We start from the raw sequence: 24,963 nt of genomic DNA on the forward strand, positions 1-24,963 counted from the left end.
AGGGCGCGAAGGTCGACATCCGGCTCAAGAACGCCCGCACCGCCGCACCGAAAACGATGAACATCGAGCAGCGGCGTGCCGAAGCACTGCCGGTCGGTTCGGCGGCTGGCGCGCTGTCGGAGGACCGGAGCGAGCAGTTGTCCGCGATCGGGATGCGGTGGGCGTAGCGCTCAGGCGCGACAGTGGGCTGGGCAGGACTTCTGCCCAGCCCAGTGCCGCCGATGCCGGGAGCCCGACCTTGCTCACAGCCCCGGCTCCTTGGGGTAGCCGGGGACACCGTAGCCCTGGTCGCGCAGCCACTCACGTGTCACAGCAGCTCGCTGCCGGAGGACGAGGTACGTGTCGGCGTCTCCGCCTCCGCCCGTGTGCATAACCAGCGTGTAGCCGTCCTCCATCACGTGTAGAAACGCGTCGGACATCTCGGCCACAGTGTCTTCGTCCAGTTGGTGCTCCTTGAGCCACCGGGTCAGCCGGTCACTGGCCTGTCGCCACTCTGTCTGGCGCTGGTCGGCATCCGTCGTGTTGGCCGCCAACTCGGCGTTGCGCTTGGTCGCCGTCAGCCGGTCGGAGGTGGCTGGTGATCGCGGACTGGGCAAGGTCGGCGCGGCGCTGTTCGTCCGGTGTCAGGGCACTATCCTGCTGCTTTCACGGGCGCTCCGACGGAAGCGAAGTGGTCGGATCCCGGTGACCGGCCGCAACGACGAAGCCATCGAGCCGTACAGATCGGTTCAGAACGGTGGTTCGTCCGGGTACGCCTTGGCGGGGACGGACGTCTGCGCTATGGCCCACGCGTCTTCTGCAGGTGGGGTTGCGGTCCGTGTGTGGCGGACGCGATCCCGCCGAAGCGGGCGGCGAGCAGCGCGATGTCGTCGTCCCGCTCGCCCTGCCTGAACATGTCGTTGGCGCACCTGGTAGCACCCGAGGTACCTCGGCCCGGCCGTGCGGCAGGACCGGCGGCGGATGGCCAGCGTTGCCGATGGTGATGCGGTTCGAGACCGGCTCGTAGTTGGAGTACTGGCAGGTCGCCATGCAGTCGGTACCGAGCCGCTGGGCCTGCTCGTCGAGGTAATGCAGCACCTCACGGTGACAAGCCGCCGCGGACAGTGTGGAAGCAGAGACCTTGCCAGGGACGGATACTGCCCCACTTTCCCTAACTGCTCGCCCAGGCTCTGGAGTGGAAACTGAACCGCGCCACCAGAGGGATCCACGGCTGGAAGCTCTTGGCCGCCGTCGCCATACTGGTCCTGAGTGCGATCCGATCCAGTACGGCAACGATGTTCGTGCAAGTGACACCCGTGGAACCGGTGTTGTCGCTCTCGGCCACGGCCCTCAACACGTCGCGTATGTCCACGTCTTCGGCTGCCTTCGCAAGAGCGATGAATATCTGCTGGGACGCGGCTGGTGACCCGACCAGCACCGCCAGAAGTACTTGGAGTGCCCGGTGCTCCGTGGCCACGAACGCGTCGAGATCCCCGGCCGGGATACTGATCCTGGCCAGTCGGTACAGGTTGGCCAGCCTCTTGGCAGCACGGGGAGTCGGCAGCAGTGCCCCGAGGAGGGTCATGAAGTCGCACTCAGCGGTGTGGAGTTGAAGAGTGTCGGGGCGTAGATCTCGCAGCTCCGGAACCGTCACCGGAGGCCGCTGCACATCGGACAGTAGCGAGGCAGCATCCGTATCGGACGGCGGCGAGCTCTCATCATCAGCGCCCGACTCTGCCGTCGCTCCCCCTGCCAACAGGCCGGAAGAACCAGCGTCGCCGGCTTCTCCGGCAGGCTGTCCTGCCTCAGCACCTCGTCCGGTCGGCGCCAGCAGCGAACGAAGATAACGCGCGGTGGCGTCCTCACTGGATCTGGCAATGGTGAACGGAACCTGGAAGATCTTGTCGAGATAATCCAGCGGACCTGTGTTGGGGCCGTCGGCAGTCACCTCGCCCGACGTCGGCGCCGGGCCAAAGAAGTCCTGGTGGTACACGTGCAGTGACTTGATGAGCCACTCCGGATCCACCGCCACTACCACGACGAAGAGCTCAAGTGCAAGCATCAGGTGAACGGCAGCGAGTACCTCCACCACGCGCTGCGGGGCACACCGGTCCAGGTCGTCGATGTAGAGGATGACGCGCTGCAGCGGGGGCGGCGTACGGGATCCCGGGTCGGTGCGCTCGAGCCATTCCTGATGTGCCAGTGCGAGGTCGCTCTCCAGTTGTTCCAGGTCGCGTCGCACCTGGCTCAGCAGGCTGCGATACGGCTCGTAGGGAGATGGCTCCTCGGAGCGGCGGCGAAGGAACTCCGACAGTCGTACAGCGGCGTCGATCCGGGCGAGCCGGTCCGCCGTCACCGCCACCCGCTCGTTGGCCTCCTTCAGATCCTGTCCGAGTCGCTCACCGGCCGCCGTAGCGATCTTCCGCATCGAAGCGTGCAAGGACCGCACTCGTTGCAGAGCCGGCTGCATCGCGGCGCCGGCCCCCAGTGCCAGGGGAAGGGCGGCGGCGATCCACGAACCCGCCAGTGCCCACACGACGAGCGCGGTGCCGAGCACCGCGATCCAGATCAACAGCACACGGCGGTTCGACCAAGCGGATCGGGTGATCATACCTGCTTCGGTCCACAGCAGCCGAGGACCGCGCAGCGGATCTCCTACGGCCGCCGCAGGGCCGGTCGGAGCGGCCTCTTCGGCGGCGTCTACGGCTGCCTGAAGGCGCTCGACGTCGGACCTGGCCTCGTCCAGCTGGCGTAGCAGTCGGTCGCGGCGCCGACGAACTTCCTCCACGGGAACCGCCGACGGCTGCTCGTCTGCCGGCTCCGTCGCGAGTTCCCGGAAGAGGTGGTCGACTAGTCCGGTCCACAGGTGATCCTCGGCGTAGTGCCAGGCGTTGAACCGCACCTGTCGTACGTTGGCGACAAAGGCCGACTGCAACTCCTGCTGCCGACGAACGCGTTCGGTCAAGGTCGCCACGTGCGCACGCATCTGCTCCATGGTGCTGGATTTGCCGGCGCCCCACTCACCGAGAAGCGCGATCGCCAGCGGCGGTGTAGTCGTCAGCGAGGTCGCGAGCATGGCGAGCATCTCGACGTCGCCCGCGTGACCAAGCAAGTCGACCTTGCTCGGGCGGTCGCTGCCGAGCCCAGCAAGGGCGCGTGGCCGCGGACTCGCGTGCGGACCTCCGCCGGAGTTCCACCGCCCACCCGCCCCAGTCCTGCGCGGGGACGTCGTGGACCGGTTCAGGTGATAAGCGTCGTGTCCCTCCCACAGCTCCTGGAAAAGCGATGCAGCCTGCGCGTCCTCGCTGTCCTGCAGTGCGGTCAGTGGGACAACGAGGCCACCCTCCCCATCGTTTCTGCGGGACTTCAGCACGCCACACACACCGGCGGCAGCAGGATCCACCAGGGGACCGCCCGAGGTCCCCGGAGGTATCTGGTCGCCGCCGACTCGCAGCGCGTCACCGAGCCCACCCTGATATGTCAGGGTGCTTGTCCACGGCTGCACCTCCCCCGACGTGACGGTGAAGCCGTATCCCCATACAGTGTCACCCGGCTCCAGCCGGCGCTCGGAGAGCCGCACACATTCGTGATCAACCGCCTCGGTTAGGCGGATTACCGCCAAATCGGGCAGCTCCCATACTTCTCCGCCGCTGGTTAGTTCTTGACTGGCCCACACCACGACACCATCTACTCGGATGTCACCGAACGCCAGCTGGACCCGACGGTGGCCTGCGTCAACGCTCTCCAGCATGCGTGAAACGTTGTGGCTACAGGTGATTGCCAGGCCGGGGGCCACGAAGAAGCCGCTGCCCAATAAGCGAGAAGGGTCGCCGGGAGTGTCGCTGTCCGACATCGGGACCTCGATGCGCGTGACTGACGCCCTGACTAACCTGTCCAAATCGGCAGTACCACGCTCTGCCACGTCCCTCCCCCAACGCCTTTGAAAAATGAGATGCCCTGTCAGCCCACGGTGGCAAGGATGCCCGCCATGGAGTCGTAGCTCGCGCGTACCCGCCCACGGTTGCCGAGGCGGTACCGCTCGAGGCGGATGGCACCGAGGCGCCGGGCTTCATAGATCTTGCGGGACCGCGGACGTCGTACAGGCGTCGTGTGATCTCGCCGATCTGCCGGTAGTACACCGGCCACGCCGAGCCCGGGTACGTGCGCAGGTGCTCGGTCGCCGGAATACCGCCGAGGAGCGATTGCACCGTGCAGTCCCGGCCGATGATCTCCTGGGCGAAGCCGACCGTAGGACGCGCGGCAGGAGAGGCGCGAGCACCGCGAGATACGGCAGGCTGGCGTACTCATTGCGCATCAAGGCCCGTTCCGAGGTGAACTGGCGCTCCGGCTCAGGAATCACCGCCCGCTCCCGGCCCGCGACGGTGACCCGGTACGTCGTGTTGTACAGCCCGGTGCCGACCTCGACCGCTGAAGCCACCTTGGTGTTCGTTCCGAAGGCGCGGCGGCAGATCGCCTCGATCTCCCCCGGGGCCACGGACTGCCGGAACGCCCCGGGGGCACGCGGGATGGGCCGGAACTCCATGAGCGTCTTCCTTCCCTTGGCGCAGCCTGCCATGGCACCGTATCGCGGACGACGGCTCGGGAAGGCCAGGTCACCGACGCCGCCGCTGGGGAAGACGTGGGGAACGTGTCCCGGTCAGCCGGGGTACGTGCTGTGCGGATTCGAGTTCGGTGCGGTCCTGCTCCAGTTCGAGCGACAGTTCGGCGGCGACCCGCACCAGCGCCGAGTTCCTCTCCCACTCTGCGGCCAACACCGCCTTGGCGTGCATGAGAGGTCCTACAAAGGCGTTGGACGTGGCGGTGGGTGACGAGGCAGGTGGCAAGGCCGAGGAAGGCCTCTTGGATGTCGTCGCGTCGTTCCCAGCGGATGCGCAGACAGCGGAAGCCGCGCAGCCAGGAAATGGTGCGCGCAACCCAGGCGCTCCTGCTGCTCGGCCGCCGCGCACTCCTGGCACACCCGGTACCGCCGCCTGCTTCGCTGACAACGCCCGCATCGGCGCGGCCTGGGCCGGGTCGTAGAGCGGGAACTCGCCCCACCCGTGCCCGCACCCGCAACAGCGCCACCGGCTTCTGACCAGCAGACAGCTTGAGACGTTGGGCCTGCAACTCTGTCGTCGTCCGGAGGTGCTGCAGGTGCTCCGGCACTTCCATGCGCCCGTACACCAGGCTGTCTTCTACCGGGCGCGTGTCAGCGGTCCTGGTGTCCGCCACGTCACTCCCCCTCCCCGCCGGCCGTGGCATCGAATTGCTCGTAGCCGTCCGGCTCGTCCGCCCTCGCTCCTCCTCCAGCGCGTCCCACGCCATCTCTTGGTACTTGTCCTCGTACGGGTCGTACGGTTCGCGGGCCTCGTCTGCCAGGTCCGCCCAGTACGCCGCGTCGGCCTCGGCTTCCCATGCGGTGCCTTCGGCCGGGCTCATCGAGGCCAGCCATGCCTCCTGCCGCGCCTGACGGTCCTCGTCACCGGCCGCGTGATAGCCGCGCCAGATGTGGACGGGCAGGTGGGGATACGGGGAGCACCAGGACCAGGTGCCGTCGAGCAGCTCGTGGCCGGCGGCGCGCGCGCAGCGGCCGCCGTCGATGGGATGCGCCAGGCCGGCGCAGAGCGGGACGAGTTCGGTCAAGGGCCGCGGGGCCGTACGGGAGGTGGAGCTCAGTTCGGCGAGGAGGTCGGGGAAGCGACGGCGCGGACCATCGGCGCGCATGCGCCGGGCCTGCCGCTTGCGGTGGTCGTTGCCGGATTTGGTCACGGTCGTCTCCGATACATCGGGTCCCCACACTTCCCGCCGGACGTCGCGTGAGGGGCGCAGCCGGGCAGACAGGTTCTTCGATGGTGCTGCGCGGGACCCGACTTCGGTCCTTGTCCGGCGACGCTTTCCCGGGTGCGGCGTGGGCGCGGGGCAGCAGCGGAAACGGCGGTTCGCGGCATGCCGTTCACTACGAGATCCACGGTAACGGGCGGCGCTGACAGCAGGGCCACTACACCACAAGGAGGGCGGAGACCGGAGACTGGTCGAGGTGGATGACACCTGGTCGAGTTGGAGACACCGGCGCCCGTACGGAGGGCTGGCATCATGCCGAGATGACCCACGACATACTGTTCTTCCTCGCCCCCGACGACGAGACTGCCGCCTCAACGTACCTGGGGGGACCCGGCCGGGCCTTTGAGTCTGTGACCTGTCACTTCATCGAGGCAGACAGCACCATCGTCGAGTGGGACATGTACTTCGAGCCGCCCTCGGCCGAGATCCCGCCACTGGAGCAACTCACCGGGTGGCCGTGGCCGGACGAGGTCATCGCCCCCACGAACGATGGCGTCGAGGTGTTCGCTCTGCCGCCACGGTTGACCCGGGCGTTGGCCGACGCCGGCTCCGCCGAACTGGCGGAGCTGGCACGCCGCTAGACCACGAGGCTCAGGAGCGCCGACGGGATGGCAGTTTTCGGTGCGGCCGGCGGTGCCGGAGTACTGCCGTTGGACGCCGGCCGAGGTGGTGCCCTTCTTCAGGAAGCCGGTGTCGTCGAGGACGAGGATGCCGTCGGGCTCGCCGAGTCGTTCGGCTACGTAGTGCTGGAGGTCGTCGCGGAGCTCGTCGGCGTTCCAGCGGGCGCCGTTGAGGAGCCGCTGCAGGCGGTCAGGGGTTCGGTGTCCAGCGTATTCGGCCAGTTGCCAGCCGTTCTTTCGGCCGACCGGGCCCAGCAGTCCACGGATGTAGTCACGCATCCTGCGACGCGGCTCGACGCGTTTGAAGCGGTGGCCGGTACGCAGGAACAGTTCCTCGAGCTCGTCGTTCCAGATCTCAACTGCACGCTCGTCGATCACGCCCGAAGGCTGCCCAGAGCGTTGCCACTACCGACGGCGGCTGCACACGATCGAGGGGCGGCCCGGGAAAGAGAACACAGGCCGGCAATCAGCCCACTACACTCACCGAAACCGCCCCTGAACAGGGAAAACGTCAAAGTGCTGCTGGAGTACTAGGGCGTCCTCCGCCGAGAGCCGCTTTGCGGGACAAGCTCCACCTGCCGCCCTAACAGTCACCCGTGGCCCGCTGGTCCTTCCGCGGCACCGACGCGAACACATCAGCGACATACAACGCCAACGTCGCCCGGACACGGTTCACTTCATGTGCGTCCACACATCCAACATGCTCGTAATCAGCACCGATCGGAAGACCTAACGGGGTCCTACTAGGCCACACGCGCGACGAAGAATTCGAACCGATACTCCTGCTCGCTGACCGCGGCCACCGTGCCGAGGTCATGCGCGAGGAACACCCATGGGGTGTTCCTCGCCTGCCGGATCGAAGAGAACCAGGCCTGCGGCAGGCTGAACTCGATCCAAGGGGCGAGTTCCAGTTCCGTGTACAGGAAGGCCGACGTGTGGAAGCCGTGCGAAAGAAGGAGCTCCTCCACCCAGGCGTCCAGAGTTTCCTGGGAAACCTCGTCGCTCAGTGTCGCATCCGGTTCAGTGGACATGTCCCAGAAACCGCGTACGGCTTCCATGACGCGCTCCGGCACACTCGCGGAGGACAGCGTGTGCATGGTGACGACCTCTGAGGCATCACGCAGTATGCGATCCAGTTCCTGGCGCTCTCGCCGCTCCCTCAGCGCACGCTGCAACTCGCTAACCACCGCATTTGCCCTGTTCGTAGTAGAGATGGTGCTTCGGTTGCATTTCCTTGTAGATCTTTCCGGTCATGTTCACATCTGCAGGCTCGCCCGCCTGCGGAGTTCCGGCATGGAAATGTGAAAGCGGCGCATTGGGATCAGCTGTGTGCTCGGCGATGACACGCATGCCGTGCGGTGTCTCGTACTGATAGTAGCGACCCCACGAGCCTCTGGGGTTGTAGTCAGGCTTCGTGATTGTAGGGTCCCAACGTTTGTATACGTAGTTCGGGGAGTTGGCTCGAGTGCTGTCCCCGCCGACCGTCCATTGGCGAATGGGCTGCGCGGAACGAGGGACACCAGCCATGTCCTTTGCGGCGTTGAACGCTTCGCGGCGCTCTGGATAGATCGGGTTGTGAGTCGCAGCGAGGCCAAGCGGGTCCATCCATCCGTGAGGATTGTCGACGTAGCTGCATGGATTCGGTGCGGGTGCCAGACCGAGCGGATCAGGGGTGACGTACCTCGCGGTCTGCGGGTCGTAATATCGGAAGTAGTTGTAGTGCAAGCCAGTTTCAGGGTCGGCGTACTGGCCAGGAAAACGCAAGGGGGTGTAGGCGGTGAAGTCGACGTTCCACCTGGTCTCGCCCCAGATGGTGGTGCGAGCGTGCCAAGCAATGTGATCGGTCTCGTCAACCAATTCAGTGGGAGCGCCCACCAGATCGGTGACGACCGCAAAGAAGCGGGAATCCAGGTCTGACTGCGGGCCGCTCACGGCGATTCCGTCGAGATCGCTCCCCCTCATGTCCGGGCTGCCGCCACCCACCGACCTTGCTCTGCGTTCGAGCTGAGCCAAGGGGCGGTGCCCCTGGTATTCCCAGGTGGTGACGACGCCCGTGCTGTGATCGTGCTGTTCGACAAGGCGCGTGCCCTCCCAGGCGAAGTCGATCTGCTCCACGACGACTTCACCATCGAAAGCCATTTTCCGTTTGGACGTGCGGCGCCCGAGGGCGTCGTAGGTGTAATGCCAGGTTGCGCCGCCGGGGGTGGTGACCTGTGTCAGTTGGTCTTCCGCATTCCAGTGGTAGTGCCAGGTGTCTTTTCTCCCGGAGAGGGTGTGCCGAGTACGCCGGACCAGCCTGCCTGCGTCGTCGTGCCGGTAATGCATTCGTCCCGCGACGCGAATACGTGTGCCGTCGTAGTCCCGGGCCCCGCGGGCTTCCGGGTGAGGATGTCTGTCGGGCCAGGATGCACGTACCTGGTTGCCGGCAGCGTCGTATGCGTATGTTTCCGACCAGTTGTCACCAGTGCCCTGCAGAGGACGGCCGATCGGGTCCAGAGTGTAGTGGTGTGCCACACCGGTCACCGCTTCAACGACATCCGTCATATGGCCATCGGGGCGGTAGGCATACGACCGGTCACGCAGCATCGTCTCGGGAATGGAGAGGGACTGGCTGATGATGTGGCCGAGTTGGTCGAAGGAATGGCTGAGGCTGAGTCGTTCGCCGACACGGCGGTTCGTCTCCCGCCCAGCTGCATCCCTTTCGAACCGCATGTGCCTCCCGGCGACGGACAGTTTCGCAGGACGTCCCGCCGAGTCATATGTCCAAGCGCTTACGGCACCGGTCGGTGTCGTACGCGAAACGCGTTGCCCGAGATCGTCGTAGGTGTAACTGACCGCGCGGCCTGCGACGGACTCCGAGCGGAGTTGTCCCCGCTCGTCCCAGCACCATTCGACATCCGTGCCGAGTGCCGTGGCCGTGAGAACCCGCCCCATGGCGTCGTAGGTGAAATCGGTGATTCGGCCTGCGACTTCCTTCGACGTCACCTGGTCGAGGACATCTCGTTCGTAGCGGATGAAGTCGCCGAGGGGAGTTACCCGCTCCATCAACTGGCCTGCAGGATCGTGCACATAGCGCTGCACACGACCGTCGAAGTCGGACTCGGCGACCTGACGGCCCGCGGCATCGTACTCGTAGTTCCAGGTCATCCCCTGCGGATTGGTGACCTTGGTGAGTCGTAGTTCAGTGTCGTAGGAGAACGCGTAGCGGACGCCGTCAGCACCGGTGCGCGCCGACAAGAGATCGAAGTATGTGTACTCGAACTTGTCGACTCCGCCGTGAGCGTCGATGTACTGAGTGCAGTTGCCCTCATCGTCGTACAGCCACTTCTCCTCACAGCCGTCCGCAGTAAGGCGGCGGGAGAGCTTTCCTTCCGTCGTCCACTCCAGGCGTGTCTCCGTACCCACCGGGTCGGTGAAGCACCGCTACCAGATCGGCTACGAGACGCTGTGCCGTGAGGTGGCGGACTCGCTGAGCTGGCGGCGGTTCTGCCGGAATCCCGCTGACCGCCCCGGTTCCGCACCCGACGACGCTGATCAAACTCGTACGCCGCAGCGGCCCCCGGACCAGCGAGCAGCTCAACGCCGCACTGCTGGGCAAGCTCGTGGAGGACAAGCTGTTGCGGTGCCGCAAGCTGCGCATTGACACCACCGTGATCGAAGCCGATCACCCCACGGACGCCGACCTGCTGGAGCACGGGGTGCGCAAGATGGGCCGACTAGTGCGTCGGATCAAGGCGGCCGGCGCCGCCAGGCGCACCCGCTTCCGGGACCGCAGCCGATCAGCAGGGCGCCGCTTGAAGGAGATCTCCCGCACCCTGCGTCGTCGCACCGGGCAGGCGTTGGGCGAGATCGACCGGCTCACTGGCGAGGTCGCCGCCATCGCGGCAGCGACACTGCGGGATGTGGCCGCGGTCGAGGACAATGCGCGGCGCGCACTGCGCGGGCGGCCGTCGGGGCGGCTGGCACACCTGGTCGGTGAGCTGACCGAGACGGTGGCGGGCACTCGACGCCTGCTGGAACAAACTGCGTTACGGCTGGCCGGGACCCGCAAGATCCCTGACCGCCTGGTGTCGTTAGCCGACCCTGACGCCCGGCCGATCCGCAAGGGCAAACCCCAGCACCCCACCCAGTTCGGCTACACCGCGCTGGTGGCCGAGACAGAGAACGGCTTCGTTGCCGATCACCAGGTCCACCGCGACAACCCGGCCGATGCCCCGCAGCTGGTGCCTTCGGTCGAGCGGGTGACGGCGCTGGTCGGCCGGGTGCCGGGAACCGTGGTCGCCGACCGCGGCTTCGGCACCGCGGCCAACGACCGGGCGCTCGCCGAGCTCGGGGTTGGGCGGATCGGTCTCCAACGCAACGGAACCCCGGGAAAGGCTCGCCGGGACTACGAACGCAGCCGCCCGTTCCGGCGGATGCGCAACTGGAGAGTCGGTATCGAAGCCCGTATCAGCCACCTCAAGCGCAGCTTCGGCTTCCGCCGCACCCGCCTCCGCCGACTGTCCGGCGCCCAGATCTGGGCCGGACTCGGGATCTTCGCCTACAACCTCCACCGGATGACCGTCCTCAGCCGGTGAACAGAGGCCACCGGCAGGCGACGACATACCGCAGCCTTCCCGAATCAGCCCTGCCACCAGGCTGAACCCTTTTTCAGGGGCAAGTAGCTAGTACTACAGCCGGTGGTTTCACGGAAATGAGCTCGGGCTGCTCGGGTGCGGTAGTGGCTGGTGCGGGCTCGGGCCTGGTGGCGGGTGCGCCAGCGGTGCCAGTGCAGGGCCAGCCAGGTTCGGGCGGTGCGGACGGGTGCGAGGACGATCCGGTCGTACAGGCGGCAGATCTCGTTCACGGTCGGAGGGCGGGTGCCGAGGGGACTGGCCGCATAGATCGTCTCCACGCTGCGAGGGATTGACATATCACCCCAGGCACCGTACGAGTCCACGTGATGAATGCCCGGATCCGGGTCTTCCAACCACTTCAAGGGATCAGACGAGTACAGCCTGGAAGAGATCAGGGACGCACTCAAAGTGCCCGCACACGTTCCCATGGTGTTCTGCGACCCCCGCGTCCGGACCTCACCCCGACGCGCCACCGGCACGGATGATCGACGTAGGTCGGCCACGTGGCAGGTCGGGGTGGCCGGGGAGGCCTATGCGCCGCACTGCGGCTGCGGCCCCCTGCTACGGGGTGCGTTGCACCGGGTTGATCTCGAAGAGACCGCAGACTCGTAGGTGGTACCGGACGAGTACGCTCCGGTGGCTGGCGGGCGGGTAGACCCGGATGTAGGCCGACGTCGGTCGGCACTTCGGCACGACGTCCGGATTGTTGGTGCGGATCGTTGCGTACACCGACCGGTGCGGGCGGACCCGCACGGTGGTCACGGGCTGGCCAGTGCGAGCGGCGGGGGCGCCGATCTGGTGGTGGCGGATGTTCACGACACTCACGCCGGGGTAACCGCGCAGGGCACAGGTGTGGCTGGAGGTGTTGGTGAACCGGATGGGGTAGAAGAGCGAACCCGCGCCGCCCGAGACCGGGGCGATGGACAGGTGCAGGTCGGCCACGTGGCAGGTCGGGGTGGCCGGGGAGGCCTGCGTGGCCTGGGCTCCGCCGACGGCGGTGCCGGTGGCGCCCAGGACGAGGGCAGCGGTAATGGCCGCCGCGCGCTTCGGGATGCGGATGGGGATCATGACGCACGCTTCCGTGCCAGTGAAGGACAGCGGCCCCGCATCCGGCGGGACCAGAGCGGTGGGAGCCGGAGGCCCGGCTCAGGGGACTGCGCGTGAGCTTGCAGCTCACATCTATTGAGACGACGAACACCGGGGGGAAGTTCGCATTGGTGTGGCGGGATTTTGACAGCCCGCACTCGCCATCCGGACCGGGCGCCGTGTCCGGGGCCGAGGGAGATCCTTGAGGAGGGCCATGTGGCCACCGAAGCGGCGGCGAAGGAGAAGACGGCGTGATCCTGAACAGATCGTACGGCCCGACGACTAAGTGGTCCAGGCGGAGGCCGTGCTTGAGTTCCCGGTAGTCGTGGCCGATGCGCCAGCGGATCTTGGCCAGGCGGACCAGTTCGGTCGGCGGGCAGGCTGGACAGCCAGTAGTCGGTGGGTGCTTCGGCGTCCTCGGGCCATTCGACCAGCAGCGTCACTTCGAGCAGGACACCGTCCCATTGGCCGTGTTCGGCGATGGCGGCGGCCTGGGCCAGACGACGGGCCCGGACCCCGGCCGGCCGCACCCGCAGCGCCAGAAAGCGCGAGCGGACCAGACGGCCCGGCTGCAGGCCGCCGGTTGCTTCGTCCAGGCCTGCCAGGCCGAAGGAAAGGCCGGGGGCGGTCCGGAGGAGAGGACCTCACCGATGGCGTCGCCGAGGGTGGCGAGTCGGCGTCCGTGCTCACGGCTGGGAGTGGGCTGGCTGTTCACCGCACCTCCTGCGGGTGCCGCGTCCTGCGCGGCCGGGTCGGATGGAGAGCCGCCAATCGGCCCGTCGACAGGCAACAAGACCGCAACCCAGGACTTTCGGCGCGATTGGGGGCAGAACGTCAGGTGGGCGGTGGCGGGGTTGGCGACCGCCGCAGCCTTCGCCGTACCGGCATGGCTGTGCGGGGCGGTCGTGCTGGCGCGGCTGCTGAAGGATCCCGCGATCCGCTGGTCGCTGGGCCTCCGCACTCGGCGCAGTGCTGGGCTCGTTGGCCGTCCTGTGGGGTCACGGCTTCGCCACCCGGGCCCCGGCGACCGGGACTTCCGGCTGCTCGGTCCAGGTCACGGCCGAGCATGCCGTTGCCATCGGTGGGGACAACCGGGCCCCTGTCTCCACCGGCGACGCCACCGTATCCGCCCCGCCCGCACCTGCTCAGCCCGCTGCCGGACCGCACCCCACCGCGCCACCACCGGCCCTGGACACGGTGTCAGCGTCTGGGAACCGTGCGATCGCCATCGGCGGAACCAACTCCGGTCCGCTGTCCACCGGTGACCAGCCTGGCCGGGAACACACGTGAAGTGGCCGTTCCAGCGGGCAGGGCGGCGACAGAAGCCACCCGCTACCGGACCCGAGAAGCGGGTGGAGGCCCATGCCGAGCGGGCTGTCGCCATCGGGGCAACAGTTACGCGCCCGTGCTGACCGGGGACCATTCCCGGGGTCGAACCGGTGGCCGTGCGCCCCGTAGTGGAGCTGCCGCCCCGCTACGGGGCGACAGCCGCGAACCGGGACGCCTCTTCACGGGTGGGCTGGGCCGCCGTGCCGCCGGCCGCACGGGTGGACATCGCTCCGCAGGCGCAGCCCAGGGCCATGGCCCTGGCCAGGTCCCCCGAGCCGAGCCATTCGGCGAGAAACCCGGCGTCGAAGCTGTCACCGGCGCCCACGGTGTCGGTCGGCTCGACCTCGGTGCCGCTCACGGTGAGCAGTTCGCCCTGGAACAGGGCCTGCGCGCCGCGCCGGCCGCGTTTGACGACCGGGACGAGGCCGGTCGCGGCGAGCGCACGCATCGCCTCGGGCACGTCATCGTGCCCGGCGAGCCGCAGCGCTTCGGCGTCGTTCGGCAGCAGCAGGTCGCACGCGGCGAGCAGCCCGGCCGGCAGCTTCCAGGTCCCTGCGGGGTCGTCGTTGGTGTCCAGGGAGGTGGTGCCGCCCGTGCGGCGCACCCGGTCGAACAGCGTCGGCAGCCGGGCCGCCAGCGCGGGCTGCAGAAAGAGGGACGCGGAGTGGACGTGCCGCGCCTCGGGCAGTTCGTCCGGGGCGAAGACCGGCAGGCATCCAGGGGCAGTGAGGATGGAACGGTCACCACCGGGCTGGTTGAGGCAGACGCTGAGCGCTGTCGGCAGGGTCTCGTGCCGGACGCAGGCGCTGATGTCGACGCCGGCCGTGGCGAGGGTGTCGAGGACGAAGTCGCCTGCCGCGTCCCGGCCGACCATGGCGGCCAGCGCCGTGGACAAGCCGAGCCTGGCCGCGCCGTGCGCGACGATCGCCGCGGAACCTCCCAGTGCGAGGACACCGGCGTCGACCAGGGTCTCGGCCTGGCCGGCGGGCGGCTGCGCTGGGGCGCCCATGACCAGTACGTCGGGATTGGCGTCGCCGACGACCAGCAGATCGGGGCGCCCCATCAGGAGGCCCGCAGCATTACGGGGCTGCGCAGCGCAGGCGCCAGGGCGTCGCCGTGGGCGGTTGTCATGGCATCGCACAGCGACCAGATCTGATCGACTGTCAGGGCAGCGGCGGTTGCCGGATCGGCCATGGCGGCGTGCCTGATGTGCTCTGGGTTCTCCTGTACGGCGGCCGCCACCGTCAGCTCGACGACGTTGAGGAAGCTCCGGTTGAGTGCGGCCAGTTGCGGCGGCAGCGCGCCGACGTGGTGCGGGTGCACGCCCAGCCGGTCGACGGTGGCCGGGACCTCGACGGCCGCGCCGGCCGGCAGGTTGGTGATCAACCCGGTGTTGGCGGTGGTGACCTGAATGGTACGTAGCTCGCCGGTGGCCAGGCTGTGGATGACCTGCGGGGCGTACTCGGCGACCTCCTCCGGTTCCTGGGGCGGGGGCAGCTCCTGTCCGGCGGCCAGGGCGTCGCGGACCTGGACGTATTCGGCGAGGTTGCCCTTGCTGATGTTGGGGTAGTCGCCCACCGGGATGCGGAGCCGGTCGACCTCCCCTGCATGGGTCAGGTACCAGGGCACGTACTCCGAGGAGTGCTCGCTGGTCTCGGTGGGGAAATATCCCAGCCTGCTGTACATGTCCATGCGGACCCGGCGGCGCAACTGCGGGTCGCGGGCGATCGCCTCGTGCAGGGCCGGGTAGAGGTCACGGCCCTGGTGCTGCCAGCGCAGAATCCAGCCCTGGTGGTTGACGCCCGCCGAGAGCACGTCCACCTCCTCGTGCGGGACGCCCACGATGGCGCACAGGTCGTGCACGGTCCAGAACACCGAGTGGCACAGTCCCACCGCCTTGACCTTGGGCGCGACGGCGGCCAGGTACTGGAGGTTCATGGCCATCGGATTGGTGTAGTTGAGCAGCCACGCGTCCGGGCAGACCTCCACGATGTCCTCGGCGAGCCCGCGCAGCAGCGGGAAGGTGCGCAGGGCGCGGAAGATGCCGCCGATACCGAGGGTGTCGCCGATGGTCTGGCGCAGGCCGAACGACTCGGGGACCTGGAAGTCGGTCAGGGTGGCCTGGTGGCCCCCGACGTTGACCATGTTGACCACCACGTCGGCGCCCTCCAGTGCCGAGCGGCGGTCGGTGCTGGAGGTGATCACCGGGGCTGCCCCGTTCTCCCGCGAGATCAGCTCGGCCAGTTCCTGGGCGACCTTCAGACGCTCGGGGTCGATGTCGTGCAGTGAGAGCCGCACGCCTGACAGTTCGGGGAGGAGGAAGATGTCGCGGAGCAGCTGTCGCGTGAACACGACCGAGCCGGCTCCGACGAACGCGATGCGCATCACGGGATTCAGCCTTTCTGGAGGATGTGGATCAGGCGGGTGGCTTCCGCGGCGATCGCGTCGCGGCCGGGTCCCAGATAGCGGCGGGGGTCCACCAGCGTGGGCTGCCCGGCCAGGGCGGTGCGTACGGCATGCGTGAAGACCTTGTTGAGCTGGGTGCCGATGTTGACCTTGGTGATGCCGTCGGCGACCGCGCGGGTCAGGCCGGCGTCGGCGACTCCCGAGGAGCCGTGCAGCACCAGCGCCACGGGGACCTGGGCGCTCAGCGCGGCGATCAGGTCGAAGTCGAGTACGGCGTTCTGGTCGAGCATGGCGTGCGAGGTGCCGACCGCCACCGCGAGGCCGTCCACTCCGGTGGCCCTCACGTACTCCGCCGCCTGCGTCGGGTCAGTACGCGCCCCGGGCGCGTGCACCCCGTCCTTGCCGCCGATCTCGCCGAGTTCGGCCTCGACCCATAGGCCGCGGGCGTGGCAGTGCTCGGCCATCTCGGCGGTCGCGGCCACATTGTCGTGATAGCCGAGCGCGGACGCGTCGTACATCACCGAGCTGAAGCCCAGGTCGGCTGCCCGCGCCACCAGGTCACGGTCGGTGGCGTGGTCCAGGTGCAGGGCGAGGGGGGCGGAACTGCTGTCGGCGATCGCGGCCGCGGCGGCCGCGATCGGGCCCGGGCGGCCGCGGTGGTAGTGCACCGCGTTCTCGCTGATCTGGACGATCACCGGGGCGGCGGCGCGCTCGGCCGCCTCGGCGACGGCCTCGATGTGCTCGATCTGGATGACGTTGAAGGCCGCGACGCCCCGGCCTTCGGTGCGGGCCGCCGCGACGATCGCCGCCGTGGACATGATGGGCACGGTTCTCCTCATTGGATGTCTGCTCTGTCGGCTTCGTCGGCGGAGCCGGTTCGTTCGGTGGACAGGGGATGCTCAGTGGATGCTTCGGGCGCCGATGGCCGGGCGGAGTCGCGCCCACACGGCAGGATCGAAATCGCCCGCCAGGGGCGCGGCGACCGCGGCCGCGGACAGCGCGGCGGCCTCGGCCAGCCGCTGCGGCCAGGGGGTGCCCCGCGACATGCCTCTGGCGAGCGCGGCGACCGCGGCGTCGCCTGCCCCGGTGGGGTTGCCCGAGATCCGCTCCGGGGGACGGGCCGACCAGCTGCCGCCGCCGGTGAACACGGTCAGCCCCTGCGGTCCCTGCGAGACGACGACAGCGCGGGCGCCCGCCACGCGCAGCGCGTCCGCGCCCCCGGCGACGTCGGCGCGGCCGGTGGCGCCGGCGAGTTCTGCGGAGTTGGGTTTGACGACGTCGGGGCCGGCCCTGACGCCTTCGGCCAGCGCCGGGCCGTCCGCGTCGAGGAGCACCGGGACACCGGGGGCCGCACGTATCAGGATGGCGTACGCGTCGTCCGGGACTCCTGGCGGGAGTGACCCCGCGAGCACCGCGACCCGGCAGCCGGCGGCGAGGGCGCGGTAGCGGTCGATGAAGGCCGTCCACTCCCCGGCTCCGACGTGCGGCCCGGCTTCGTTGAGCAGGGTCGCCTCGCCGACCTCGGTCTCCACGACGGTGACCGTGCGCCGCGTCTCTGCGACGATCGGCACCAGCTCCTCGGCGATACCTTCGTCCGCCAGCGCCGTGCGCAGCGTTCGGCCGGCCGCGCCGCCGGCGAACCCGGTGACCCGTACCGGCTCGCCGAGCGCGTGCAGCACCCGGGCGACGTTGACGCCCTTGCCACCCGCGCGGACCGCGGGCGGCAGGACCCGGTGCATCTCCCCGGGAGTCAGCCGCGGCACCTGGTAGGTGACATCGAGGGCGGTGTTGAGGGTGACGGTCAGGACGGTCATCGGGTGGGAGTGGGGCGCAGGATCACCGACCGGGTGAGGTTGCGGGGCGTGTCCGGGTGCAGCCCCTTGGCGGCGGCCAGTGCCACGGCCAGCCGCTGGGCGCTGACGAGGGAGGCGAGCGGGTCCAAGTCCTCTTCGATCCACAGGCCGCCAACGGCGGTCACCTGCTCGGCCAGTCCCTCGGGGCCGGGGCCGAACATCCACACCGCGGCGTGCTCGTCGGTGATCGCGATCGGGCCGTGCCGGTATTCCATGGCGGGATAGGACTCCGTCCAGCTCAAGGACGCCTCGCGCATCTTCAGCGCGGCCTCGGACGCCAGGCCGACGGTCCAGCCGGCGCCCAGGAAGGTGAACTGGGTGCGCTCGGTGACGCCCTGCGGCAGCGGCGCGGCGAGCGCCCGCTCGGCGTCGGCGACGGCCGGGCCGAGGTCTTCGCCGAGGTGGGCGCGCAGCAGCGCCAGGGTCGTGGTGGCGAACCGGGTCTGCACGACCGAGCGTTCGTCTGCGAAGTCGAGTACGACGGCCTGGCCGGCCGCGCTCGCGGCCGGGGCGGCGGGGTCGGCCGTGATCACGGTGGTCGGGGCGGAGGCGCGGTCGAGCAGGTCGAGCACTTCGGTGGTGGTGCCCGAGCGACTCAGGACGAGGTAGCGGTCGTAGGCGCGGTTGCCAGGGACTTCGGAGGCCGCAAAGGCATCGGTTTCGCCGTGTCCCGCGTCCTCGCGCAGCCGCGCGTAGGACTGGGCCACGAACAGGGAGGTTCCGCAGCCGATCACAGCCACCCGTTCGCCGGACCGGGGCAGGGCCGGCAGACCTGCCGCGGCGAGTTCGGCGGCCCTGCGCCAGCAGGCGGGCTGATCGGCGATCTCGGTCTGGACATACGTGGTGCTCACTGCGACTCACTTCTGGGAATCCGCGCGCGTCAGCACGCGGTGGATCGGATGGTGGTGAAGATGCCGGGCGGGGCCGGCGGGGAATCGGGCCCTTCGGCCCGTCCGCCTCGGGGCGGCGGGAGCTCAGCCCTTCCTGCGTTCAGCCCTTCATCCCGCTCATGCTCATGGTCTGGACGAACTGCCGCTGTGCGAAAAGGAAGGACAGGATCAGCGGCGCACTCGCCACCACGTTGCAGGCCATCAGCTCCTGCCAGTCCACGTGGTGCGGGCCCTGGAAATTGAGCAGTCCGAGCTGGATCGTGTAGAGCTTGGGATCGTTGATGGCGATGAGCGGCCAGAGCAGGTCGTTCCACGAGTTGAGCAGTGTGAAGATCGCCAGGGTCGCCAGCGCGGGCTTGGCCAGCGGCAGCACGATCCTCACCAGCACTCCGAAGGTGTTCAGGCCGTCGATCTTGCCGGCCTCCTCCAGCTCCTTGGGCAGCGAGAGGAAGAACTGGCGCATCAGGAAGACGCCGAAGGCCGAGGTGAGGAAGGGAACGAAGGCGGCCCCGAGGGTGTTGATCAGTCCCAGCCGGGAGAACATGAAGTAGGTGGGGATCATCAGCATCTGAGTCGGGATCATGATGGTGGAGAGCAACACCAAGAAGCCGACGGTCCGGCCCCGGAACGACAGCCTGGCGTAGGCGTAGCCGCCGAGTGAGCAGAGCACCAGGTGGCTGATGATCGCGACGCCGGAGACGACGACTGAGTTCAGCATCCAGCGGGCCACCGGGACGTCGCTGAACAGCCGGACGTAGCCGCCGATGTGCAGTGAGGACGGCAGGAAGCGGGGCGGGAAGCGGTTGACGTCTCGGTTGGCGGTGAAGGACGTGACGAGCATCTGCGCCAGCGGCACCAGAAACAGCAGCGACAGTGGCGCCAGGAGCAGGTGCCACAGGCTGAACGGGAGCCTGCGGCGGGCGGGCTGCTTCGCGGAGTTCAGCGCCATCAGAATGCCTCGTTCTTGCTGATCTTCGAGTACGCGTACATACAGAGCGTGACCAGCAGGGTGGCCGCGAAGAGGATGTAGGCGACCGCCGAGCCGTAGCCGTAGCGGGACAGGGTGAATGCCTGGTTATAGATGAAGTAGACGATGGTCTGGGAGGAGCCGAGCGGGCCGCCCTTGGTGGTGGTCAGCACCAGTTCGAAGATCTGGAGCACCGAGATGACCTCCCACACCCCGATGAATATCGTCAGCGGGGTGACGCTCGGCAGGGTGACGTGCCGGAAGACCTGCCAGCCGTTGGCGCCGTCCAGCCGGGCCGCCTCCACGATGTCCTTGGGGATGTCCTGGAGCGCGGCGAGGTAGACGATGACTGAGAAACCCAGGTCGCCCCAGAGGTAGATGAGGGAGATGACCCACATCACCTCGTGCTGGTCGCTCAGGAATCCCTGCCGTGGCAGGTGCAGTACGCGCAACGCGTTGTCGGCGAGCCCGAACTGCGGGTCGAAGATGAAGTTGGCGAGGATGCCCGACGCGGCGGCCGACATCACCAGCGGGACGAAGATGGCCGTGCGGTAGAAGGTGATGAAGCGGATGCTGCGGTTGAGCGCGGTGGCGATGAACAGGCCCAGGATCAGCACCACCGGCACGTACAGCACGGTGAACAGCACAGTGTGGTTCACCGCGGAACGCAGATCGGGGTCGTGGACCACGGTCCGGTAGTTATCCCAGCCGATGCTGTGGGCCGGGGTGAAGCCGTTCCACCGCTCGCGGGAGATCAGAAAGGCCCAGCCGGCCGGGAAGAGGGTCAGTCCCATGATGATCAGGGTGGCTGGCCCCGCGAACGACCATCCGGTGAGGTTGGCCAGCGTCCGGCGCCGCCGGGAGGTCCATCGCCTGGAGGGCGCCCCGGAGCCGGGCCTGCCGGGGACCTGGCGCGGCGCGGAGCGGGCACGCTCCTGGTCCGAGATCAGGATGCCTTTCATCAGTTGCCCAGCGCGAGGGAAGTGTCGGCGGTGGCGGCGGCCTTGCCCAGTGCCTGCTTGGGGTCCGCGCCGCCTTCCAGGACCTGGGCGACGGCCTTGCCGACGGCCTGCGAGAGCCCCTGATAACCGGGGACGGTGGGGCGCTCGGTGGTCGAGTTCTGCAGGTTCTTGACGAATATGTCCACACCCGGGTATTTACGGGCGAACGTAGCGAAGGCCGCACTGGACGTCTCGCTGTTGCGCAGCGGCAGGTTGCCGGTCGCCAGGTTGAACTGCGGGTCGATGCTGCTGGAGGTCAGCCACTGGGTGAACTCGTAGGACCAGTAGGCCCGGTTGGCGTCGTGGTGGTCGAAGAGGGTCCACAGGTCGGGGCCCGAGATCGTCTGGTGGTTACTGCTGCCGCTGAACGACGGCAGGTAGGAGACGCCGTAGTCGAGGCCGGCCGACACGTTGTCGGCGAGCTGCCAGGGGCCGCTCATGATCATGCCGATCAGACCGGACTTGAACAGGTCCGCGTACTTCTGGTCGTCCTGCGAGAGGTACACCGACTTGTCGTTGACGGCCATCTGCTGCAGGAGGGTGAGCGCGGACGCCCCGGCGTCGGAGTTGAAGGCGGCCTTCTTCCCGTCCTTGCTCAGTACGCTGCCGCCCTTCTGCCACAGCAGCGGCCAGAGGTGCCAGGTGGTGTCCTCCGACCCCGACACGGAGTAGGCGGTTCCGTAGACGTTGTGCGCCCGGTCGGTCAGCTTCTTGGCTGCCGCCCGGTAGTCGTCCCAGGTCCAGGTGTTCGTGGGGTAGGGCAGGCCGGCCGCCTTGAACAGCTTCTTGTTGTAGATCAGGCCGATGTCGTCCACGACGGCGGGAAAGCCGATTACCTGGCCTGCGGGCGTCGCCGTCTTGCGGGCGGAGGCGGGGAACTCGTTCCACTTCACCGACGGAGCGGCCACCTTGCTGGTGATGTCGAGAGTCTTGCCGCTCTGCTGAAGGCCGGTCGCCCAGCTGCCGTACGTGTAGGAGATGTCGGGGTAGGTGCCGCCGACGAACGAGGCGGTCAGCTTGGGCAGCAGGTCGTCGGCGGTGGGCGCACCGTTGGACATCTGGATGGTGACGTTCGGGTGCAGCTTGTGGAACTTGGCGGCGAGGCCTTCGAGCAGCTTTTCCGGAGCCAGGTCTTGCCCGGTCCAGATGGTGATGGTCGTCGGCTTGGCGGTGTCAAGGGACTGGTTCGAGCCAGAGCCCAAGCCCGAGCACCCCGAGAGGGTGACGGCCATCGCCAGGAGGGCGGCCGGAAGGGCGGCCGCACGGGTGCGCCGTCCGACGCTTTTCGCCGATCTGGTGTGCATGCGAGAGACCTTCCACATCGTGCAACGAGTGAGGGCGGGAGGGAGGTGGGGCGGTGGCACCGGGCAGCGTGCCGCGGTGACGAAAGGGCTGGTGACGAGTGGTGCGCCACGTGTGTTTGTCCGGCCCGGCGTGGGCCCAGTTGTACCCGCGCCGAACCCAGCCAGACAAGAACGGCTCAATAACGCGCATCTTTGTTGCGCGTTTCAGCGCGAAAGGAAGATGAATTGTCCCTGTTTTTGGGGTTATTGATGCGCGACTGAGTCCACACGATCATCTTCCGCGGGCGGTTGCGCGGTATGTTCCGGCCACCTGAGCATTGGAGGAGAAGTGACCGCTCCTGGACGGCACACCGACGCCGCACGGCAACCCAGCAGAGTCACGGCGATCCTGGACCGCCTGGCATCGGCTGGCTCGGTCAACGTTAACGAGGTGGCCCGCGAACTCGGCGTGTCCAGAGCGACCGTGCGCCGCGACCTCGCATCCCTTGAGGAGCAGAACCTGCTTAAGCGCACCCACGGTGGAGCGATAGTCGGCGAGGTCGCCTGCGAACTGCCCGTGCGCTACCGGCACGTGCACGGCAGGGAGCAGAAGCAGGCGATAGCGCGCGCCGCCGTACGCGGACTGCCCAGCGGCCCGTACGTGGCCGCGGTGACCGGCGGCACGACGACGAGCGAGGTCGCCCGACTGCTGGCGACCCGTGGTGAGCTCACGGTGGTCACCAACGCCCTGAACGTCGCCATGGAACTGGTGATGAGCCCGCGGGTCAAACTGGTCGTGACCGGCGGCGTGGCGCGCTCGAAGTCTTACGAACTTGTCGGTCCCTGGGCCGAGCGCACGCTGAGCAGCATCAACATCGGCACGGCCTTCGTCGGCGTGGACGGCATCAGCGGGCGCGGCGGCCTGACGACGCACGACGAGGTCGAGGCGCACATCAACGCAGTGATGATCGGCCGGGCGGGGCGGGTGGTGGTGGTCGCCGACGGCTCGAAGGTCGGCCGCAACCTCCTCGCGCGGGTCGTCGGAGTGGACGCGGTCGACGAGCTAATCACAGATTCGAGCGCGGACCAGGCCGAACTGGCCGCCATCCGCGCACAGAACGTCAAGGTCACCATCGCCGACGAAAGGGCCTCCTGACTGCTCCCGGGCGGTGGATCTGTACATTTCGCCGGTGAACGGCATGGTCTTCGCTATTGCGTGCCTCATCGGCTAGGTGGTGTTGGCGTCACAGGGCTGCAGATCCCCGGCTTGTGCACCCTCGCAACCGTTCGCAGCCACACGGACATGCCCGCCTACAGGCTTGCTGGAGTCGTCAAGTCTCTGTCTGGCGCATGGCCCGTGCGGGAGCACAGCGCCCTGAAGGACTGCCGCAACACCACTCGCGGTGCCCTCGACGCTGCTGGCCGCCAGTCCGACCCGCCTCACCTGCACACCGACGGCTGGCGCGCGGCCGCTCCCCGCGCTGCCGCCCGCTCAACGGCTGTGGTTGTGTCACTTTCTAGGGATGTCGTTTCGAGGTGCGTTCGGGAGTCACTCGCGCCGTTCTTCCATGATCAATGTCAATGAGAATCGCCGGCGGAACAGGCTGCGTAGCCCGCCGGGTTCAGAGTGAACACGGTTCCGGACCAGCGATCGCCGTCATCGCGGATGACCCACATGTCCACATTGCAGACCTCATCGAGGTCTTCTCCCGCACCGGGCACGAAGCAGATCTCGTATCCGTCACGCCTAATGGGAGCTACGGAGCCGGGGAATGCTCGGTGCCGTAGCCGCCAGCAGGTGAGCACTATCGCCGCCGGAACCAGCCGAGTTCTGGAGTCAGACCGTGCCCCTGCTGGTCGGCCGGGAGGCCAGACCGCTGATGGGGTGGCGTGCCCGCCCCACGGGGGCGTGAGCACTGGATCCATTAGGCCGCGTGCCGCGCCTTCCGCAGGCTGCACCGCTGTGTCAAGTACGAGACGGGGAGGGTCTGTTGCTGCTGATCGGTGATGACTGGGCCGAGGACCACCACGATGTCGAGGTCCAGGACGAGACCGGCCACAAACTGGCCGCCGCGAACCTGCCCGAATGGGTGGCAGGCATCGCGAAGCTGCACGAACTGATCGCCCGCCAAACACCGTGAACGTGCCCGCATCCGAGGCGAGATGGGCATGCGCTGGGGCAAACGCCCCCTCGCGACCGCTGCGTGAGCAGGCACCGGCACCCTGGTGAACCGTCTCGGTCATAGGACGAGGCGGCTCGCTGGTTACTTCGGGCCGGGCATCAGCTTTACCGCCTGCTCATCCGACAGAAAATCGAAGATCAGGCGGCTGACCAACTCGGGCTTCTCCAACGGGAGGCCGTGCGAGGTGCCCGGCACAATCGCGAGCTGCCCGTCGGGCAACGTCGTGCGCATCGCCTCAAGGTGCTCGACCGTCACCAGGTCGTCATCCCCGGCCATGATCAGTGTTGGCGCGCTGATCGTCGCGAGGTCGCTGAGCTTCGCCTCGGTCACGAGCAGCGCGGGAGCGATCTTGTCGAAGACGACCGGGAAGTGGTCCCGGCCGTCCGGCGACAGGGCCGCGTACGCCTCGACGAGCATCGGTGGCAGGTGATCGACCGAGAAGTTGTCCATCATCGCCTGCGCCCAGGGTCGGCCGCCGCTGATGTTCACCGCGGTGCCGATGAGTACCAGTTTCCGGACCAGGTCCGGGCGGCGCATGGCAGTGATCAGGCCGACGTTGGCGCCATCGCTCCAGCCCACCACGTGCGCCGGTCCGATCCCCAGCGCCTCGATGAAGGCGATGGTGTCGTCGGCCATGATCTCGAACGTGATCGGTCCCTCGACGTCCGGCATCCGCCCGTGTCCACGCCGCTCCGGACTGTAGACGCGGTACCGCTCGGCGATCAGCGGAGTGAACCCACCGCCGAAGACGTCGACGGTCGCGAACCCGCCGTGCAGCATGACCAGCGGATCACCGGTGCCCTGGGCCTCGTAGTAGGTGCGCAGGCCGCCGGCGACGACGTGATCCTTCACGATCTCGGTCTCGGTCCGGTCAGTCACGATGGCCCTACCTTCTTGTTGCGGGTCGGA

General features: G+C 68.0%; 18 protein-coding genes and 4 pseudogenes. 4 read left to right on the forward strand and 18 right to left on the reverse strand.

Annotation, left to right across the window (positions count from 1 at the left end; genetic code table 11):
• Positions 1-242: 242 nt before the first annotated feature.
• The 4 genes and pseudogenes from ACZ4N5_RS39330 to ACZ4N5_RS39345 form a co-directional block, all read right to left on the reverse strand.
• Positions 243-596, reverse strand: coding sequence for a hypothetical protein (locus tag ACZ4N5_RS39330; RefSeq protein WP_467761779.1), 354 nt, complete (start codon positions 594-596; stop codon positions 243-245).
• Positions 597-885: 289 nt separating this feature from the next.
• Positions 886-1,083: pseudogene (locus tag ACZ4N5_RS39335) on the reverse strand (SpoIIE family protein phosphatase); the annotation flags it as partial.
• A gap of 67 nt (positions 1,084-1,150) precedes the next feature.
• Positions 1,151-3,832: a P-loop NTPase fold protein gene (locus tag ACZ4N5_RS39340; protein ID WP_467761780.1), complete on the reverse strand. Its 2,682-nt coding sequence runs from the start codon at positions 3,830-3,832 to the stop codon at positions 1,151-1,153.
• Positions 3,833-4,592: 760 nt separating this feature from the next.
• Positions 4,593-4,769: a hypothetical protein gene (locus ACZ4N5_RS39345; RefSeq protein ID WP_467761781.1), complete on the reverse strand. Its 177-nt coding sequence runs from the start codon at positions 4,767-4,769 to the stop codon at positions 4,593-4,595.
• 1,311 nt (positions 4,770-6,080) lie between these two features.
• Between ACZ4N5_RS39345 and ACZ4N5_RS39350 the strand changes: the two genes are divergently transcribed.
• Complete coding sequence (locus ACZ4N5_RS39350; RefSeq protein ID WP_467761830.1) at positions 6,081-6,401, forward strand: hypothetical protein; 321 nt, start codon at positions 6,081-6,083, stop codon at positions 6,399-6,401.
• Between the two features lie 30 nt (positions 6,402-6,431).
• Here ACZ4N5_RS39350 and ACZ4N5_RS39355 read toward each other — a convergent pair.
• The 3 genes and pseudogenes from ACZ4N5_RS39355 to ACZ4N5_RS39365 all read right to left on the reverse strand — a co-directional run.
• Positions 6,432-6,815 (reverse strand): annotated as a pseudogene (locus tag ACZ4N5_RS39355) (IS701 family transposase); the annotation flags it as partial.
• A gap of 368 nt (positions 6,816-7,183) precedes the next feature.
• Positions 7,184-7,537 (reverse strand): hypothetical protein, encoded by a 354-nt coding sequence (locus ACZ4N5_RS39360; protein ID WP_467761782.1) that lies wholly within the window; start codon positions 7,535-7,537, stop codon positions 7,184-7,186.
• A gap of 82 nt (positions 7,538-7,619) precedes the next feature.
• Entirely contained in the window at positions 7,620-9,845 is a 2,226-nt protein-coding gene (locus tag ACZ4N5_RS39365) for an RHS repeat-associated core domain-containing protein (RefSeq protein WP_467761783.1), read from the reverse strand.
• Between the two features lie 7 nt (positions 9,846-9,852).
• Here ACZ4N5_RS39365 and ACZ4N5_RS39370 point away from each other — a divergent pair.
• A pseudogene (locus tag ACZ4N5_RS39370) lies at positions 9,853-11,017 on the forward strand (ISNCY family transposase); the annotation flags it as partial.
• 600 nt (positions 11,018-11,617) lie between these two features.
• Here the strand turns inward: ACZ4N5_RS39370 and ACZ4N5_RS39375 are convergent.
• The 10 genes and pseudogenes from ACZ4N5_RS39375 to ACZ4N5_RS39420 form a co-directional block, all read right to left on the reverse strand.
• The gene (locus tag ACZ4N5_RS39375) at positions 11,618-12,124 is read right to left on the reverse strand and encodes a DUF4232 domain-containing protein (RefSeq protein ID WP_467761784.1); all 507 of its coding nucleotides are present in this window, start codon (positions 12,122-12,124) and stop codon (positions 11,618-11,620) included.
• A 304-nt stretch (positions 12,125-12,428) separates the two neighbouring features.
• A pseudogene (locus ACZ4N5_RS39380) lies at positions 12,429-12,699 on the reverse strand (IS701 family transposase); the annotation flags it as partial.
• Between the two features lie 917 nt (positions 12,700-13,616).
• On the reverse strand, positions 13,617-14,534 hold the full coding sequence (locus ACZ4N5_RS39385) for a carbohydrate kinase family protein (RefSeq protein ID WP_467761785.1): 918 nt from the start codon (positions 14,532-14,534) through the stop codon (positions 13,617-13,619).
• Entirely contained in the window at positions 14,534-15,856 is a 1,323-nt protein-coding gene (melA, locus tag ACZ4N5_RS39390) for an alpha-galactosidase (protein ID WP_467761826.1), read from the reverse strand. The genes ACZ4N5_RS39385 and melA overlap by 1 nt, the downstream gene beginning before the upstream one ends.
• A gap of 8 nt (positions 15,857-15,864) precedes the next feature.
• Positions 15,865-16,704, reverse strand: a complete 840-nt coding sequence (locus tag ACZ4N5_RS39395; RefSeq protein ID WP_467761786.1) for a class II fructose-bisphosphate aldolase — start codon at positions 16,702-16,704, stop codon at positions 15,865-15,867.
• Between the two features lie 72 nt (positions 16,705-16,776).
• Positions 16,777-17,691 (reverse strand): 1-phosphofructokinase family hexose kinase, encoded by a 915-nt coding sequence (locus ACZ4N5_RS39400; RefSeq protein WP_467761787.1) that lies wholly within the window; start codon positions 17,689-17,691, stop codon positions 16,777-16,779.
• Positions 17,688-18,581, reverse strand: a complete 894-nt coding sequence (locus ACZ4N5_RS39405; protein ID WP_467761788.1) for an SIS domain-containing protein — start codon at positions 18,579-18,581, stop codon at positions 17,688-17,690. Before ACZ4N5_RS39405 ends, ACZ4N5_RS39400 begins: the two co-directional genes overlap by 4 nt.
• Before the next feature lie 139 nt (positions 18,582-18,720).
• Positions 18,721-19,569, reverse strand: a complete 849-nt coding sequence (locus ACZ4N5_RS39410) for a carbohydrate ABC transporter permease (protein WP_467761789.1) — start codon at positions 19,567-19,569, stop codon at positions 18,721-18,723.
• Positions 19,569-20,381 carry a carbohydrate ABC transporter permease gene (locus ACZ4N5_RS39415; protein ID WP_467761790.1) on the reverse strand — a complete coding sequence of 271 codons (813 nt, stop codon included), beginning with the start codon at positions 20,379-20,381 and terminating at the stop codon, positions 19,569-19,571. The genes ACZ4N5_RS39410 and ACZ4N5_RS39415 overlap by 1 nt, the downstream gene beginning before the upstream one ends.
• Positions 20,382-20,548: 167 nt before the next feature.
• Positions 20,549-21,892 (reverse strand): ABC transporter substrate-binding protein, encoded by a 1,344-nt coding sequence (locus tag ACZ4N5_RS39420; RefSeq protein WP_467761791.1) that lies wholly within the window; start codon positions 21,890-21,892, stop codon positions 20,549-20,551.
• A gap of 328 nt (positions 21,893-22,220) precedes the next feature.
• Between ACZ4N5_RS39420 and ACZ4N5_RS39425 the strand changes: the two genes are divergently transcribed.
• Together ACZ4N5_RS39425 and ACZ4N5_RS39430 are read left to right on the forward strand one after the other, a co-directional pair.
• A complete protein-coding gene (locus ACZ4N5_RS39425; RefSeq protein WP_467761792.1) occupies positions 22,221-23,027 on the forward strand; it encodes a DeoR/GlpR family DNA-binding transcription regulator in 807 nt (268 codons plus the stop codon).
• A gap of 835 nt (positions 23,028-23,862) precedes the next feature.
• Positions 23,863-24,012, forward strand: coding sequence for a hypothetical protein (locus ACZ4N5_RS39430; protein ID WP_467761793.1), 150 nt, complete (start codon positions 23,863-23,865; stop codon positions 24,010-24,012).
• Between the two features lie 123 nt (positions 24,013-24,135).
• On the opposite strand, the gene ACZ4N5_RS39435 is transcribed toward ACZ4N5_RS39430, so the two are convergent.
• Positions 24,136-24,933, reverse strand: a complete 798-nt coding sequence (locus ACZ4N5_RS39435; protein ID WP_467761794.1) for an alpha/beta fold hydrolase — start codon at positions 24,931-24,933, stop codon at positions 24,136-24,138.
• Positions 24,934-24,963: the final 30 nt, after the last annotated feature.

Source organism: Streptomyces sp. NPDC026500 (assembly GCF_055567635.1).

Coding starts and splice junctions, on each gene's coding strand:
- ACZ4N5_RS39340 (WP_467761780.1), bottom strand. CDS start 3,832: ATGTCGGACAGCGACACTCCCGGCGACCCTTCTCGCTTATTGGGCAGC.
- ACZ4N5_RS39345 (WP_467761781.1), bottom strand. CDS start 4,769: ATGCACGCCAAGGCGGTGTTGGCCGCAGAGTGGGAGAGGAACTCGGCG.
- ACZ4N5_RS39350 (WP_467761830.1), top strand. CDS start 6,081: ATGACCCACGACATACTGTTCTTCCTCGCCCCCGACGACGAGACTGCC.
- ACZ4N5_RS39360 (WP_467761782.1), bottom strand. CDS start 7,537: ATGCACACGCTGTCCTCCGCGAGTGTGCCGGAGCGCGTCATGGAAGCC.
- ACZ4N5_RS39375 (WP_467761784.1), bottom strand. CDS start 12,124: ATGATCCCCATCCGCATCCCGAAGCGCGCGGCGGCCATTACCGCTGCC.
- ACZ4N5_RS39385 (WP_467761785.1), bottom strand. CDS start 14,534: ATGGGGCGCCCCGATCTGCTGGTCGTCGGCGACGCCAATCCCGACGTA.
- melA (WP_467761826.1), bottom strand. CDS start 15,856: ATGCGCATCGCGTTCGTCGGAGCCGGCTCGGTCGTGTTCACGCGACAG.
- ACZ4N5_RS39400 (WP_467761787.1), bottom strand. CDS start 17,691: ATGACCGTCCTGACCGTCACCCTCAACACCGCCCTCGATGTCACCTAC.
- ACZ4N5_RS39410 (WP_467761789.1), bottom strand. CDS start 19,569: ATGGCGCTGAACTCCGCGAAGCAGCCCGCCCGCCGCAGGCTCCCGTTC.
- ACZ4N5_RS39415 (WP_467761790.1), bottom strand. CDS start 20,381: ATGGGACTGACCCTCTTCCCGGCCGGCTGGGCCTTTCTGATCTCCCGC.
- ACZ4N5_RS39420 (WP_467761791.1), bottom strand. CDS start 21,892: ATGCACACCAGATCGGCGAAAAGCGTCGGACGGCGCACCCGTGCGGCC.